The sequence below is a fragment of the Candidatus Paraluminiphilus aquimaris genome, from assembly GCF_026230195.1.
In the GTDB taxonomy this organism is placed as follows: Bacteria; Pseudomonadota; Gammaproteobacteria; order Pseudomonadales; family Halieaceae; genus Luminiphilus; species Luminiphilus aquimaris.
The window spans coordinates 429,649-445,308 of record NZ_CP036501.1 but is presented as its reverse complement, the minus strand read 5'-3'; the positions used below and the strand labels follow the sequence as shown (position 1 = coordinate 445,308).

10 protein-coding genes are annotated in these 15,660 nt (G+C 52.6%); 4 read left to right on the top strand and 6 right to left on the bottom strand.

Annotated features, from left to right (window positions below; translation table 11 throughout):
• Positions 1 to 4 precede the first annotated feature (4 nt).
• A complete protein-coding gene (locus E0F26_RS01915) occupies positions 5 to 1,180 on the bottom strand; it encodes an acyl-CoA dehydrogenase family protein (protein ID WP_279242360.1) in 1,176 nt (391 codons plus the stop codon).
• 355 nt (positions 1,181 to 1,535) lie between these two features.
• On the opposite strand from E0F26_RS01915, the gene E0F26_RS01910 reads away from it, so the two are divergent.
• Positions 1,536 to 2,600, top strand: coding sequence for an MBL fold metallo-hydrolase (locus E0F26_RS01910; RefSeq protein WP_279242359.1), 1,065 nt, complete (start codon positions 1,536 to 1,538; stop codon positions 2,598 to 2,600).
• Between the two features lie 286 nt (positions 2,601 to 2,886).
• Here the strand turns inward: E0F26_RS01910 and E0F26_RS01905 are convergent, their stop codons facing one another.
• Entirely contained in the window at positions 2,887 to 5,991 is a 3,105-nt protein-coding gene (locus E0F26_RS01905; protein WP_279242358.1) for a fasciclin domain-containing protein, read from the bottom strand.
• 314 nt (positions 5,992 to 6,305) lie between these two features.
• Between E0F26_RS01905 and E0F26_RS01900 the strand changes: the two genes are divergently transcribed.
• Complete coding sequence (locus E0F26_RS01900) at positions 6,306 to 7,238, top strand: aminotransferase class IV (RefSeq protein WP_279242357.1); 933 nt, start codon at positions 6,306 to 6,308, stop codon at positions 7,236 to 7,238.
• A 1-nt stretch (position 7,239) separates the two neighbouring features.
• On the top strand, positions 7,240 to 7,962 hold the full coding sequence (locus E0F26_RS01895; RefSeq protein ID WP_279243242.1) for a sulfotransferase-like domain-containing protein: 723 nt from the start codon (positions 7,240 to 7,242) through the stop codon (positions 7,960 to 7,962).
• On the opposite strand, the gene E0F26_RS01890 is transcribed toward E0F26_RS01895, so the two are convergent.
• From E0F26_RS01890 to E0F26_RS01880, 3 genes are read right to left on the bottom strand one after another with little or no spacing between them, the layout of a single operon-like run.
• Positions 7,959 to 8,912: a TauD/TfdA family dioxygenase gene (locus tag E0F26_RS01890; protein WP_279242356.1), complete on the bottom strand. Its 954-nt coding sequence runs from the start codon at positions 8,910 to 8,912 to the stop codon at positions 7,959 to 7,961. The genes E0F26_RS01895 and E0F26_RS01890 overlap by 4 nt on opposite strands.
• Position 8,913: 1 nt before the next feature.
• Positions 8,914 to 10,161, bottom strand: a complete 1,248-nt coding sequence (locus tag E0F26_RS01885; RefSeq protein WP_279242355.1) for a Gfo/Idh/MocA family protein — start codon at positions 10,159 to 10,161, stop codon at positions 8,914 to 8,916.
• A gap of 25 nt (positions 10,162 to 10,186) precedes the next feature.
• Positions 10,187 to 11,908: a solute:sodium symporter family transporter gene (locus E0F26_RS01880; protein ID WP_279242354.1), complete on the bottom strand. Its 1,722-nt coding sequence runs from the start codon at positions 11,906 to 11,908 to the stop codon at positions 10,187 to 10,189.
• A 150-nt stretch (positions 11,909 to 12,058) separates the two neighbouring features.
• Here E0F26_RS01880 and E0F26_RS01875 point away from each other — a divergent pair, with 150 nt between their 5' ends.
• Entirely contained in the window at positions 12,059 to 13,501 is a 1,443-nt protein-coding gene (locus E0F26_RS01875; RefSeq protein ID WP_279242353.1) for a sodium:solute symporter family transporter, read from the top strand.
• Between the two features lie 14 nt (positions 13,502 to 13,515).
• Here E0F26_RS01875 and E0F26_RS01870 read toward each other — a convergent pair whose 3' ends face one another.
• Positions 13,516 to 15,642, bottom strand: a complete 2,127-nt coding sequence (locus E0F26_RS01870; RefSeq protein ID WP_279242352.1) for an alpha-galactosidase — start codon at positions 15,640 to 15,642, stop codon at positions 13,516 to 13,518.
• Positions 15,643 to 15,660: the final 18 nt, after the last annotated feature.

Here is a 15,660-nt window from a genome sequence, read left to right as displayed (position 1 = left end):
CCCCTTATGCCGGTAAGCCAAGAATGCGCTTGGCAATAATATTGAGCTGAACCTCTGTGGTACCGCCCTCAATTGAATTAGCTTTGCTTCGAAGCCAATTTCTTACCAATGCGCCTTTACTGTCCGTGTCAAAGTTCAGTGCATCGGTGGAGCCGATAGCCATGAACAGCTCTTGGCGCAGCTTATTGAGTTCGGTGCCGTACATTTTGAGAATTGAGGATGACGCGCCGGTCCCCTGACCCGCCTTGGTTTCATCGGTAATTCGCTCGATGGTGAGGCCAAACGCCATCTCGTCAATTTCAAAAGAACTCGCTTCGGCGCGCAACGACGCGTCGCGTAATCGACCGTCCTTCTTACCGCGCTTCGCTGCGGCCATTTGGCCCATGCCTTTCATGCCACCGCCAGCCAAGCCGAACCCACCGATCATGGTGCGCTCATGCGTCAGCAAGTATTTCGCGATCTCCCAGCCCTTGTTTAGGGTGCCGACGAGCTGTCCTTTTGGTACTTGGACGTTGTCAAAGAACGTTTCGCAAAATGGCGAGGTGCCGCTGATAAGCTTGATCGGCTTAGTGCTCACTCCCTCACTCGTCATGTCAAAAAGTAGGAAACTAATGCCTTCGTGCTTGGGGCAGTCAAAGTCAGTTCGCACTAGGCAGAAAATCCAGTCGGCTTTGTCAGCGTACGATGTCCACACTTTTGATCCATTGATCTGATAGTGGTCGCCCATGTCCTCGGCTTTTGTGCGCAGACTCGCCAAGTCAGAGCCGGCGTTGGGTTCGCTATAGCCCTGGCACCAGCGAATCTTGCCGTTAATAATGTCCGGAATATATTCCTGCTTTTGCTCTTCTGTTGCATAAAGCAGCAGTGCTGGGCCCAGCATGTCCAGCCCAAAACTACTCAATGGTCGGCGAGCGCCAATACGCGCCATTTCTTCGCCAAGAACTTTGGCCTCGGCTCCCGAGAGGCCGCCGCCCCCATACTCGGCTGGCCAACGTGGCGCTGTCCAACCTTTTGCCGCCATGCGCTCGAGCCAGAGCCTCTGGCCTTCGCTTTGAAAAACCCATTTCCTGCCACCCCAGCACTGATCTTCATCGGATCGCATTGGTTGACGCATATCCTCTGGGCAATTTGCCTCAAGCCAGTCGCGTGTTTCCTGTCTAAATGTGTCTAACTGTTCCATGGGATACCTGTGATTACCTCATTATTTGTCTGTCATAGTAACGCAAGCGCTGTCGCTTCGGAGTCCTGAAAAAATTTTTATTACAGGTGAAGGGCGGGAAATGACGCCTTCTGCGTATGCCTACAGCGTTAAGCCTGCGATGTACTCCCACCTTAGAATAAACCGTATGGCGACCATGTTGGTATTCCCGAGGCCAATTTATGGCATATAGACTGACAATAGATTGTGGGGTAATTTCGCCAAATCACGATTCGTCATGCAGCGGTGGCCTCGGGCTGATTTGGGAACCGGCCTTTTGTGACCGTGTGCAAGTGATGGGCTCTTTACGAATCCGTAACCCGCAGGAGAAAAACTCATGAAAAAAATCATATTTTTCGTCGTCTTAGTCATCGTGGCAGCGGGTTATTCTCAACGTGCCACCGTACTTGAGACAGTGATGGCTCGTGGTATGGATGCTCGAATAGGCAACAACATTCTCACGTCAATGGAAGACGGCTTGCACGTCGCGCTCTGTGGTGCCGGTGGTCCGATGCCGGCGCCCAACGCGTCGGGCCCGTGCGTTGCGGTGGTGGCTGGAAAGCAGCTTTATATCGTGGATGCAGGGACTGACGGCGTTCGAAACTTAGGTCGCATGGGGTACCCGGTTGGCGATATAGCGGCCGTGTTCGTAACGCATTTTCACTCCGATCACATTGATACGTTGGGCGAGATGGCAACGATTCGATGGGCAGCGGGATCAAACCCATCCCCACTCCCGGCGTATGGCCCAACAGGAATTGAGACCGTAGTGGATGGTTTCAATATGGCGTATTCGCACGACTTCGTTCATCGCCATGAGCACCACGGAGATTTGGTGGCGCCGCTAGAGTCGGCAGGCTTAAGAGCGGTTCCATTTTCTATTCCTACGGGAGGCGCGTTAACACGCATTTTTGAAGCAAATGGCTTAACGGTCGATGCGATGGGAGTCGATCACCTTCCTGTCGATCCTGCGGTGGGTTACCTCTTCAGATACAAAGGCCGCTCGGCTCTAATAACGGGCGATACGGATAAATCCTCGGTGATTGAAACGCATGCGAAGGGTGTCGACCTCTTGGTGCATGAGGCCTTAGCGCCCAACCTCGTCATGATGATGAATGCGGCAGCCGCCAAAAGCGGTAACGCTGTCATGGAAAAAATCACGTTTGATATCTTGGATTATCATGCGAGCCCCAAAGAAGCGGCTGAGACGGCGCGGGATGCAGGCGTCGGACACCTACTGTACTACCACATTGTCCCGCCGCTTGTATTCCCGGGCCAGGAGCTTCTTTTCTTAAACGGGGCTGAGGATATTTTTCCTGACTATACGGTCGGTCAGGACGGCGTAAGTTTTTCGATGCCAGCTAACTCAGATGAGATTTTGAAGACCCGCAGTGGGCTGTGAGCGCCAGAGTTTACAGCGCGCATTTAGCGCTCTATTTGTGCTTCAGTGCTAAGAGCTAAGAGCTAAGAGCTAAGAGCTAAGAGCTAAGAGCTAAGAGCTAAGAGCTAAGAGCTAAGAGCTAAGAGCTAAGAGCTATCCGCTTCTTTTTAGCAGTGCTGACTTAGAAGCGCTGAAGTTGGTTGCAGAGCGTATTCATAGCGCGGGTGCAATAGCCTACTCGCTCCCCGTTCTCTTTTTGCGAGCATAAAAAAAGGCGGCCGAAGCCGCCTTTATGAATCACGAGTGATTAGCTTCCGGGCACGTAGCTCGAAACCACAACGTCCTTAACGACGACGGGGCTATCACGCTCGACTAAGTAAAGAAGGAACGATGAGAATGTGTTCGCACCCTGCGAGGGCACCTCAACGGTGTACTCCTGCAGGTCTGTACTGTCGATCAGTATATTCGCTGTGTCATACGCAGGGTCCACATCCGGGAAAGGCTTGAATTCGAACCGGAAGCGCACGTTGGTAGCTGTCGCGGCCGACGCAGAGAAGGTCACGTAGCCGCCAGCTTCAAATGACAGCGGATAGATTTCTGCGTTGTTCGCAAAGCCAGCCCAACCTTCCGCACCCGATGGGAACGTGTAGGTCTGTGTTTCAGCATCAACAACTGAATTACCAAAGGCACCCGCCGTGAAATCCGCAGTCGCGTCATTGGTTGGCGCTTCCTGAGCTGCCTCGCTAGAGACGACAACGTCGCTCACCATGACAGGACTGTCACGCTCTACGATGTAGAGGAGGAAGGATGAGAACGTGTTGGCACCTTGTGAGGGGATATCAATGGTGTATTGCTTCGCCTCAGCGCTATCGATAAGTACATTCGCCGTGTCATATGCAGGATCTACATCAGGAAACGGCTTGTACTCGAAACGGAAACGCACATTGGTGGGTGTGGCTGCCGATGCGGTAAAGGTGATTGATCCACCATCTGTGAAGGTGAGTGGGTAGATTTCTGCGTTGTTTGCAAAACCTGCCCAACCCTCTGCACCTGATGGGAACGTGTAGGTTTGCGTTTCCGCATCAACCACGGCGTTACCGAAGGCGCCTGCAGTGAAGTCAGCCGTCACACCGCTTGCTGGTGGCTCTGGCTCAGGTTCAGCTGCAACACCACTGGTTACAATAACATCGGTAACAACGACTGATTGATCACGCTCTACCAGGTAAAGCAAGAAGGATGAGAACGTATTCTCACCTTGAGATGGGATCTCAATGGTGTACTCAGTAGGTTCGGTGCTGTCAATTAAGACGTTTGCAGTATCGTAAGCCGGATCCACATCAGGGAAGGGCTTGTACTCGAAGCGGAATCGCACGTTAGTGGGTACCGCTGCTGATGCCGTAAAGGTAATCGAACCACCCTCAGGGAACGAGATGGGATAGATGTCTGCGTTGTTCGCAAAACCGGCCCAGCCTTCTGCACCCGATGGGAATGTGTAGGTTTGTGTCTCTGCATCAACCACGGCGTTGCCAAAGGCGCCCGCTGTGAAGTCGGCGGCTACTGATGTAGGTCCACCAGGCAGTGACAATACCTTATTAATTGCATGAATCACCCCGTTTCCGGCAGCGATATCTGCGCTCGTTACCCGAGCGTCATTGACGAAGAGGTTTCCGTCTTGGACCGAGATATCCACGAGCTCGCCGTTAAGCATCTCAATGGAGTTACCATCGAGCGCGATGGCGTCACCTGAGTAAACGGTGTCACCGTAGACGTGGTATGTCAGCAAGTTAACGAGATCCGCATCGGGCTCTGGTGCCGGCGTCGTGTCATTGCTGACAATGACATTCGAAACCACGACAGGCTGGTCACGCTCCACCACATACAGCAGGAAGGAGGAGAACGTGTTCTCACCTTGAGATGGGATCTCAATGGTGTATTCAGTCGCTTCGGCGCTATCGATCAGTACTGTAGCCGTATCGTAGGCCGGATCCACATCTGGGAAAGGCTGGTACTCAAAACGGAAACGAATGTTCGTAGGTGTTGCAGCCGAGGCGGTGAACGTAATCGAGCCACCCTCTTCAAAGGTCAGAGGATAGATGTCTGCGTTATTCGCAAAGCCCGCCCAGTCTTGAGCGCCTGTTGGGAACGTATATGTTTCGGTTTCGGCGTCAACGATCGCGTCACCGAATGAGCCGTTAGTGAAGTCCGCTAGGTGGTCGCCTGCGTCTTTACCAAGAAGCTTGGTAAACATGCCCGCACGCTTCATTTGAGCGAACGCATCATCTGTTGGAGCAAAAATAGTTACGTTGGCATTTGGATCCATCAGCTCGTCTGTAAGACCAGCATCTTCAATCAGTCCTGCCAAAGTTGAGAACGAGCCGTTCGATGCGAGCGTTACCGCAAGTGGGGCTCCCGTTGCGCTGGGGGCTTCAAGCACAACGTCGATAACGTGAATGATGCCGTTTGACGCAACAATATCGGTTGTAACGATGTTGGCGCCTTCAATCATCAGGCCGGTTTCACCCAGCGAAATGGTGGCTTCGTCGTCATTCGCCATGGTTAATGACGTACCTGCCGCCGCGATCGCATCGATTGAGCTCAGCTCAGCACCTGCGACAACGTGGTACAGCAGTGTGCTTTCGAGGATCTCTGGGTTGTTCAGCAGGTAGTTAAGTGCAGCGTCACCAAGTTCTTCAAAGGCCGCATCAGTCGGTGCGAACACAGTAAGCGATGCATCAGGGTCATTAACGGTACCAACCAAGTTGGCTGCAGTCAGTGCCGCCACGAGGGTGTCGAAGTTACCGTCCGCCTGAGCGATTTCAGCGATTGTCATCGTTGATGGTGTCAGATCGGGAGGCAGTAAAACCGAGTCGATTACATGAATAACGCCGTTGGACGCTTCGATGTCGTAGTCAACTACCTTAGATAGGTTGACGTAAAGGTTTTCATCATCGCGCTTCGTTACGGCAATGTCGTTGCCGTTTAACGTCTCTACGGTCGTTGGTGCGAGACCAAGCGCAGCACTGGCGTCAACGGAACTACCTAAAACGTGGTAAGTCAAAACGTTTGCTAAGGCATCGGGGTCCGCAAGCAAGCTATCCAGGGTGCCTTCTGGCAGTGCCGCGAAGGCCGCTTCGGTCGGTGCAAAAACGGTAAGCGAGGCACTGCTATCCGAAAGCGCGTCAACCAAGCCTGCCGCTTCAACTGCTGCTAAAAGTGTAGGGAAACTGCCTGACTCGGTGGCAACTTCTACAATGTTGCCTGGACCTGGGTCGGGAGTTGGCGCTGCTGGCGCCTCAGCGGTGGGTAAATCGTCCTCGTAAAGAACGCCGTCACCGCTTTCTGAACACGCAGCAAGGAAGACCATCAAGCTGGCTACCAATGCATGAGAAATGATCCGTGTTATCGAATTCATAATAAAATCCTGTTACTGATCTCGGTATTAAAATTAAAATAGTGGGAGAATTCCGAGTCTGTTATCTCACAGCCCCTTGGTCGAGGTGCGCAAAATTCGACGACTGGGACTTTCGGCGGGATGAACTATTGCAAGGGGTTATACATTGGCGTGAACAACGCATTTTCATGCCATTTGACTCGCTGCTAGTGGGACGCTGACCGCGCCGATATGAGCGGGATTCTTAGTCAGATTGTGTCAGGTTGAAATCGATATTTTGTTGCTATCGAGAGGCGCTATCAGCAGACTTTCGCAATCGCTTTAGGAGTATCAGCATGGCAAACAGTACCCATACCTATACAGCCGACGTCCGCAACCAATCGATACTGATCAACATTAACGGCGATTTGGTGCCACGGGAGCAAGCAACTGTCTCGGTTTTTGACAGCGGATTTATTCTTGGAGACGGGATTTGGGAGGGACTTCGCGTCCACGAAGGTGCTATTCCCTTTTTAGATAAACACCTCAAGCGACTGTGGGAAGGTGCTAAAGCACTCGATCTGGACATGGAAATCTCACAGGACGCGCTTGCGGACCGGCTGTTTGAGACGCTGAGGGCGAATGATATGAGTGATCATGTCCACATTCGGCTCATGGTGACGCGTGGTATTAAATCCACGCCTTACCAAGACCCCGCTGTGACCATAGGCGGGCCGACGATTGTCATCATTCCTGAATACAAAGAGCCCGATCCAAGTCTCAATGATCGCGGGGTTCGGCTTTACACGGTTTATACCCGAAGGGGCTACGCTGACGTACAGGACCCACGGATCAACAGTCACTCAAAGCTCAATTGTATTTTTGGGTGCATCCAAGCGGCCAAAGCGGGCTACGACGAAGCGCTGATGCTCGATCCCCATGGCCATGTAGCAACCTGCAACTCCACACACTTTTTCATCGTCAGAGATGGCGAGGTTTGGACTTCCTCAGGGGATTACTGTTTGGACGGCATTACGCGCAGAAATGTCATTAACGTATGTAAAGCCAACGGCATACCGGTGTTTGAAAAGAATTTTTCATTGATGCAGGTCTACGGCGCAGATGAGGCCTTTGTGACCGGCACGTTTGCTGGTTTGACGCCCGTTTTTGAGGTTGACGGACGTACGCTAACGCACACTCAGCGGGGTCCGATGGTGGATCGGCTTCAGGCACTTTATAAAGAGCTGGTTGTTTCAGAGAGTCGATCAAACACAAATCGAAGTCGCTGAGATGAGCGTTCGTGTTGCAGGCTGGTCGGGGCCAAGGAACATATCGACCGCCATGATGCGTGCATGGGAGTCACGCCCTGACTGTCGAGTAGTCGACGAGCCGTTTTACGGCTGCTACCTGCTTGAATCAGGTGCTCAGCATCCGATGCGAGAAGCCATTATTCGTAGTCAGCCGCAGTCCCGCGAGGACGTCCAGGCTCAATTGCGCCTGAGCGAGGGATGCTCACTGCAATACGAGAAGCACATGACCCATCATATGCCTCGCGGTGTTGATCTCAGCTGGACAGTGGAGGCGAAGCATGTGTTTCTTATTCGCTCGCCCGCGCGCATTATCGCTTCTTACCGACAAAAGATGCCCACGGTATCCGAGGAGGATATTGGCATTGTGCGCCAGCGTGAGCTCTTCGATGAGGTATCCGATATTCTGGGTGAGCGACCACCGGTTATGGACAGCGCCGATGTGCTCGCCAACCCCGAGCACATGTTGCAAAAGCTCTGTCACACCTTGGGCATCGAGTGGATAGAAGGCGCCATGACGAAATGGGCGCCTGGTTCGCGCGCCAGTGATGGCGTATGGGCGCCACACTGGTACGCAGCGGTTGAGGCGTCTACCGGCTTTGCAGCGCCCGCTGTTGAGGTGCCCGCATTGGATCCAGCAGATGAGGCACTGGCGTGCCAAATGCAGGCACACTACGAGGCTATGGCCGCATTTAAACTGATTTAGGCTTCTACCGCCGGCCGGGAAATCGGGTTGCACAGGGATGCAAGCACACTTCGACTGCCCTCAAACGGGCGTCGGCCGTGCATTACCTTGAGGTTATCCAGTAGGGCGACATCGCCTGTTTGCCAATTGAGATCCACGGTGTGTTGATAAGCGGCTTTTATCGAGTCCGCCAAATCAGCCTGTTGAATCGGACTGTCATCACCAAAGCAAAGTCTCGGCTCTCTATCATCTGCGGCCACTGTCCAGCCAGCTGCGGCAGCCACGATCTGATTAAAAAAGACGTCTTTGCCACGACCAAAGTTATCAACAGCCGCCAGCGCAGGTGTCTGAACCGAGAGACCACCGTCTTCGAGCCAGTTGAACTGATAGCCCAGTACGGCGAGTTTTTCTTCTGCTTCGTGCGCGCTGTTTACGGTCAGCGTGTCTTTCCAGCTCCGCCCCTGCCCCGATTCATGATTCGCCTCGGATGGCATTGAGTTACGGTATTTGACGCCGACACTTCTCAGTTTGGCAGTAAAGGTCGGATTTTGCTTTTCTAGCGTTTTAAGGGCGAGATCAGATCTACAGATGGGCGTCGCGCCTCCGGACTCAGCTGCTTTTTCGCAAAAGAAAAAGAGTGCGCCAGGGAAGGTCAAGGTTTGCGCCATTTCGTGGTGGAGAAATATTTCAACGTTCGGGGGCGCTTCGTTGGCGGTAAATACACGGTCCGTCCGGTTATGCCTCACCGCGTTCGAGAAGGAGTCTGCGTATTTAAAATTCTCGAGCCCAAAACCTTCTACGAACCTATGAAAATCTTGATCGCTTTGAATACCGTAGCCACGGAAAACGACGAAGCCATGTGTATTAATGAGGTCGCTCACGACGGTCTTGGATGGGCCGTCGAGCGCGGCTCCCAATGTGATGGGGAGTTCTTTGGGTGACAGCAATGCAATCTCGGGTGTCTCGTTCACTTTATGCTAGACCTCGTTCACTCGTTTCCCAATCGTCAGTAATGGGTGCTGTCCAGTCTTGGGGCAACAAGCCGGCTTGATAGGGGTTGAGGGATTTTGATGCAAGCATCGCTTGTACATCAATGACTTGTCCCTGCTCTATGGATGCCTGTGCCATCCATGCGGTGATAATGGCCCACAACCCTTCGGCGCAGTTCGCTCCGTCATTTTTGAGCCCTGTTATTTGATCTCGAAATCGTTGGTGTTCAAATAACGTGGACCCATAGTGGCCGCCGAGCTCAATGTCCTCGGGGTAGGTGCAATCGAAACCCTCGTAGGCTGCGTGACCTTTAGCTTGCACCTTAATACTCGAACGCGAGGGCCTGTTTGGCTTGAAACTCGCGTGCTCCTCAGCGAAAAGGGTCCCCTTTGCGCCACTGACTGCGAGGGATTCAAAAAGTTCTTCGCTGAACATGTTGAGAATAAATTGGGCTTTTACCCCGTTTTGATAGTCGACAATGACCAGCGCGTGGTCGTCGATATCCGACGGTTTGCCCTCGTATTTAAATTCTGTGAAGTTCACAGCGCGGCCACCCGTGGCATACACCCGAACAGGCGGAGCGCCCGCGATCCGATTCATAAGGTCAAAGTAATGACAGCATTTCTCCACCAGGGTACCGCCCGAATACGCCGAAAATTTGTTCCACTCGCCGACTTTTCCAAGAAACGGCGGTCGGTACTCGCAAAGGCTTATTGTGTGGACCGGCCCTAGCTCACTTTTCTCAAGTGCGGAAAGTGCCAGCTGATACTGCGACTTATAGCGATACTGCATACCCAGCTGAATGGGCGCGGGATAGGCCAGTGCAGCTTGCGCCAAGTACAGTGCGTCATCGAGCGTTGTTGCCATGGGCTTTTCGAGAAAAATCGGCTTCTTACTCGCTTTAACACTGTCGAAAATAGCGCGATGCGTAAAATTAGGTGTGCAAATTAAGATTGCATCCACCGCTGAATCGTCAGTGAGCGCCGCTAAATCAGTATATTGCTTTGGGGCTTTACCACCGACCCGCTCCACTTCGGCAACGCCAAGCGCCAAGCTCTTAGGGTTCGAGTCATACAGCCCAACAATGGTGGCTTGGTTTAGCAGAAGAACTGCTCTGATATGTTCTCGACCCATCATGCCGGTGCCTACGATGGCATACCCCGGTTTTTTCCCATCGGGGCTCATCGAAGCCCGCAAATTTTGAACAATGCTATCTAAGTCATCTTTCATTATGGGTGCACGCTATCGTTGGTGATTAATGGACCATGCGTGGCGAACTGTCACGCTTAAACGCTTTATACCAAGCCGCCACATTTAGCGTAACCAGAAGGCAGCTCAGCGAAATAAATAAGGTCGCTGAGTCGCCCGCGATACCGACGGGTGAAAAAAGGAGGTAGAGAAACACGACGCAAGAAAAAAGACTTATGGCACACGTCTTCGCATAGTGCCACGGCGTCATATCGACGGCAGTCGATTGGCCTTCTGCGAAGGCACCTGTCGCCTTTTGTATTTGAGGCCGGAAATACCCGACGGTGAGCATAATCGCTACTTCACAGAAAAATAAAATGGCGTAGAGGTGAAGGAAGTGGATATCGACAGCTGTTTTAAAAACGAACTGCATCAGGGCGTAAGCCACGAGGTGAAACCCAATCGCAAGCTTCACGCCCAGCGCGGGTACATGGCTTGTGAGCATTCCCACCAAAACCACAGCAATGATAGGGATATTGTAAAACCCGGTGAAGATGCGAATGATTTGCCAGAGCCCCTCGGGCGCATATTGTAAAAGCGGCGCAATGGCCAACGAGATGGCGGCGATGAAAATGCTCGCAATCTTGGCCGTTGAGACAAGCGCTTTATCCGACATTTTGTATTTTCTGAGGGGCTGTATGACATCCAGCGTCAGCATGGTGGCAGCACTGTTGATCAGTGAATTGAATGAGCTAAAGACAGCGCCCAAAAGCACGGCCAAGAAAAAGCCGAGCGCCCAAACCGGGAGCGTATCTTTGACTAATCGAGGGTAGGCAAGATCAATGGAATCGAGACCGGCTCCATAGAGGTGATAGGCAATAACACCCGGAATCATCATAAAAAAGGGCACTAACACCTTGAAGTAGCCGGAGAGTAATACGCCTTTTTGCCCCTCTGAGAAGCTCTTTGCGGCGAGGGTGCGTTGTATGACGTATTGGTTTGAACACCAGTAGAAAAGATTGGCAAACACCATGCCCGTGAAAAGTGTGCCAAACGGCGTTGGCGAAGAGGCATCCCCAATAGCATTGAGCTTCTCTGGGTGCTCACTGGTTAAAACAGTGAGTCCACCCCACACATCACCGCCTAATAATTTAAGTCCAAGAATGGGAACGGCGACACCGACAATGAGTAGACCGATACCGTTGAGTGTGTCGGATACAGCTACCGCTTTAAGTCCACCAAGTACGGCGTAAAGCGCACCTGAAATTCCGATAACGACAACCGTGGACGATAAAGCGCTGGCGTAACTGAGGCCAAAGAGGGTCTGAATATCAAACAGTTTCAGTACGGCGACCGAGCCGGAGTAGAGCACGCTTGGAAGCGTTACGAGGCCATATCCCAAAAGAAATAAGACGACGCTGAGTCTTCGTACATCATCATCATATCGATCAGCGAGATACTGGGGCAGCGTAGTAAAGCCACCTTTAAGGTATCGAGGGAGAAAGAAAAACGCCATAGCGATGGTTGCCACGGCTGCCGTTACTTCCCATGCCATTGAGCTCATGTTGTAGCCGTAGGCGGATCCGTTGAGACCTATTAATTGCTCGGCTGATAAATTGGTGAGCAATAAAGATCCGGCGATGAAGGTCGCACTCAGACCTCGCCCCGCCAGGAAGTAACCATCGCTATTAGCTGTGGCGTCGCGAGCGGCGCGATACGAGTACCAAGCGACGAGACTCATGAAGAAGCCGCATGACAGAAGTACAGAGGAAAGTTCGAAACTGGTCACGCGTGGTGTCTCTCAAGGTTAGGTTTCAGCATAGGTAAGGCACGCCTCGCCTTCAACACTTTGAAGATAGGCGTCGACTTGTGAGGGTGTTAGTCTCACTACAAATCACCCGCCCACTCATTCCAAAAACAAAGGCTAAGCGGTTTAACTATGTCTGCAGACGTTCTCCAAATCATCATATTTATTGCCATTACGACGCTGATTGGTGGACTGACGTACCGGCGTGTGACTCGTGATATCGCCGCAACAGGGGCTGTCACGAGCACTCGGGAGGAGGTTTTTCTTGCCGGGAAGGGTTTGAGTTGGATTGTGGTGGCTGGCTCTATCACGCTCACCAACCTAAGTACCGACCAGCTTGTGGGTATGAATGGCAATCAGATGGCGCTCTTGGCGTGGTGGGAGCTTTCAGCTGTGGTGGGGCTGATCATTCTCGCGAAGGTCATCTTACCCGTGTACTACCGATACCACTGCACGACCACCACAGAACTGCTTGAAAAACGTTACAACGATCAGCGAATCAGGGCTTTAATCGGGCTCTTGTTTCTCCTTGGCAATCTCTTCATTTTCATCCCAGCGATGCTCTACAGTGGTTCGCTCTTCATTCAGACGATGTTCAACGTTGATCTGCCACTCCTCCTAATATCCATTGCCTTCGCGATTGTGGGTTCGGCCTATGCGGTTCTGGGTGGGCTTCGCGCGGTAGCGGTCTCAGACGCTTACAGTGGGGTTTTATTGCTGACCCTGGGGGCATTGGTCGTTGTCTTGTCACTGGCAACGATTGATTTTGATTTTTCGGGCATTCCAGCCGACAGGCTGACCATGGTGGGTGACAGCGCTTCGCCTATTCCCTGGCACACACTGCTGACAGGGATGATCTTTATTCAAATATTCTATTGGGGGACCAACCAGACCATTACGCAACGGGCCATGGCGTCACCCACGGTTGAAGAGGGTCAGAAAGGGGTGCTCGCCGCGGCCGCCATCAGGCTAATGGTCATCCCGCCTTTGGTCGTTATTCCCGGCATTGTCTCGTATAAATTATACGGTGATGTGGGCGATGCCGCGTTTGGAATGATCGTTCGAGATGTACTTCCTGTTTGGTTGTCAGGCGCTTTTGCCGCCGCTATTGCCGCGGCAGTTTTGACCAGCGTGAATAGCGTACTGAACTCATCAACGACACTGTGGGTATGTGATATTCACGAACCCTTCATTAACCCTAAGGCCGACCTTAGGCGTCTCAACCTTGTGATTACGGTGACGTTTGTGCTTATTGGTCTTGCGATGGTGCCCGTCTACACTACGGCAGACAGCATTATTAATTTGGTGCAGGAGCTGTACGGGTTGTTGAGCATGCCTATTCTTTCCGCCTTTATTGTCGGTTTGCTTTTTCGCGATGTTGCGGCGGGCGCTGCCATCGCCGCAGTCGTCCTTGGCGTGCTGTTATACGCCTTCTTTTCCTTTGTTTGGGCGCCCTTGCACTACATTCACATGATGTTTTTCACAGTGCTTTTCTGTGTGGTCGCTGCGCTGGCTATTAGTCGGTTTGCATTTGGGACCTCACCCAAATTTGAGCCGGCGATACACATTAGCTAGGCCGAGTTCGCGGTCTATATCGCGGTCAAATGATAAATGAGAATACTTTCTGGACGCATGATTGGGGGTTCCAACCCTGCGTGTTGCAACCAATCTCCACCGAAGGTATTGGCTTGTAAGCTGTCCCGATATTGGGCTTGTGCTGCGGACAATTCTTGAGGCCAGACTAGGTTCACCCGATACTGTTTGGCGACATCAATACCTAGAAAGCGCATGCGTTTTGGAAACGCGGTATTCGGGGTTTCCATCAGGGCTAGTGCACTCAGTGCCTCGGTTTGGTCGGCGGACACGACACTCCACGAAACCTGCTGAGCGGACGATTCGTGCTCGATATAGCACCCTCGATGGAGAAGAAGACGATGTTGCTTGTGCAGGTTAATCGCGGCTTCAAGTACTGCGCGCTCGCTTTCATCGAGTGCTCGGATATCGGCCTCAACGCCCATATGCCCCCAGAGGGCGACGCCCGCCCGAAAGGCCATAGCGTGTTGCCTTCCCGTCAGGTGGCAGGGACTTGGGCCGACGTGTGAGCCCATGAGCTCCGGAGGCAGCATCGATAAAAAGCCTGTTTGTACTCGAACTCTATCCAACGCATCGTTCGTGTCGGAAGGCCAAAATCGTGTGGCGTGCTGCAATACGCCCATATCGAGACGTCCACCGCCCGATGCGCAGCTTTCGATTTCCACATGCGGGAACTGTTTTCGAATACGTGCCATCAAGGCATAAACCGCGTTCGTTTGATGATGAACTGCGCGACCGCCAACTGCGTTCTCCATTTGGTGAATATCCCGATTCATATCCCACTTGAGATAGCGAATGGGTGTCTCTGTTAGCAACGCAGAAATCGATTCAAACAGATAGTCGACAACCTCCTCGCGCCCAAGGTCGAGTACTAACTGATGGCGGGCTTCTATCAATGAAGTACCAGAGAAGCCGAGCACCCAATCTGGATGAGCGCGATAGAGTTCGCTTTTGCGACTCACCATTTCGGGTTCTATCCAGAGTCCGAACTCAAGCCCTTTTGAGTGGCAGTGCGTCGCGACGGGGGTCAGTCCCGCCGGGAACTTAGACCGGTCAACTTGCCAGTCGCCAAGAGAAGTGTGGTCGTTATTTCGACCTTCAAACCAGCCGTCGTCGAGAACAAACCGTTCGATACCCAAATCTGCGGCCTGATCGATAAGTTCAATGACGGTGGCCTCATTGACCTCGAAATAACACGCCTCCCAGGTATTGAGCTGAACCGGGCGAGTCCTGTGGGGTAGGGCGTTCACGGGTTCATGCCGCGCGCGAATGAATCGATGCCACTGCTGGGTAAGACCGCTGACCCCCTCGTTGCTGAAGCAGAAAAAACATGAGGGGCTTGTATAAGAGGTGTTCGGGTCCAATTCAAGCTCGTCTGGCTCGAGTAACTCACCGGCCTGCACCAGTCGGCGGCCGTCGGCCAGCTGTTCTATGCGTGTCGTATGATTTCCGCTCCAAGCCAGCTGGACATCTATTGCGTCACCCGAATGAAGCGACGTGGTGGTCGATAGAAGCCTGATTGATGGATGTAGGTGATGCGAGGTGCGCCCCGTTCGGTTCTCTCTGACAACCGAGGAGGCAGGGAGTGGGAAGCGATTTTGTTGAAGCTCATAGCCCCAGCGACCCGTGAGTTCGAGCGCTTCGGTGAGGTGGTCTTGGATAGGCGCTGTCATTAGACACCGATCGACGCTCACTCGCGCTTCAGAATCGAGGTTCTTAATATGTGTCGTTAACTCGGTCACGCTCGTATTCCGATCGAGCCGAAGATAATGGGTGATCTCTACTGCCAGCGCCTCACAAATGCTGACGAGTGCAAGCCGCGACTCGGAAGCTTCGCAAGAGACCAGACGCGGATTGAACTGCCACCTATTAGGCGCTTTACGAAGCGCAATGCCGGGATGACCGAGATAACCTGTTCCGACCGACGGTGATAGGGAAATAACCGGTTCCGCGCTCAGCGAGGCAGGCGCTTCATGGCGGTCTAGCTGCCCCAGCATTGATGCATTTACATTGCCTAGCGCCTCTCCAAAATAAGCGATCGAGGGCTGCTGACTTCGGCAATCGACAACGATCGACACCCATTCATTTTTTAGATGGTAAAAAAGCTTCAGGCCATCTCGCATGTAAATTACTCAAAACTG

Bases quoted from the DNA above. Each gene is read 5' to 3' on its own strand.
- E0F26_RS01895 (WP_279243242.1), top strand. From the start codon at position 7,240: ATGAGCGTTCGTGTTGCAGGCTGGTCGGGGCCAAGGAACATATCGACC.
- E0F26_RS01900 (WP_279242357.1), top strand. From the start codon at position 6,306: ATGGCAAACAGTACCCATACCTATACAGCCGACGTCCGCAACCAATCG.
- E0F26_RS01870 (WP_279242352.1), bottom strand. From the start codon at position 15,642: ATGCGAGATGGCCTGAAGCTTTTTTACCATCTAAAAAATGAATGGGTG.
- E0F26_RS01910 (WP_279242359.1), top strand. From the start codon at position 1,536: ATGAAAAAAATCATATTTTTCGTCGTCTTAGTCATCGTGGCAGCGGGT.
- E0F26_RS01905 (WP_279242358.1), bottom strand. From the start codon at position 5,991: ATGAATTCGATAACACGGATCATTTCTCATGCATTGGTAGCCAGCTTG.
- E0F26_RS01875 (WP_279242353.1), top strand. From the start codon at position 12,059: ATGTCTGCAGACGTTCTCCAAATCATCATATTTATTGCCATTACGACG.
- E0F26_RS01885 (WP_279242355.1), bottom strand. From the start codon at position 10,161: ATGAAAGATGACTTAGATAGCATTGTTCAAAATTTGCGGGCTTCGATG.
- E0F26_RS01915 (WP_279242360.1), bottom strand. From the start codon at position 1,180: ATGGAACAGTTAGACACATTTAGACAGGAAACACGCGACTGGCTTGAG.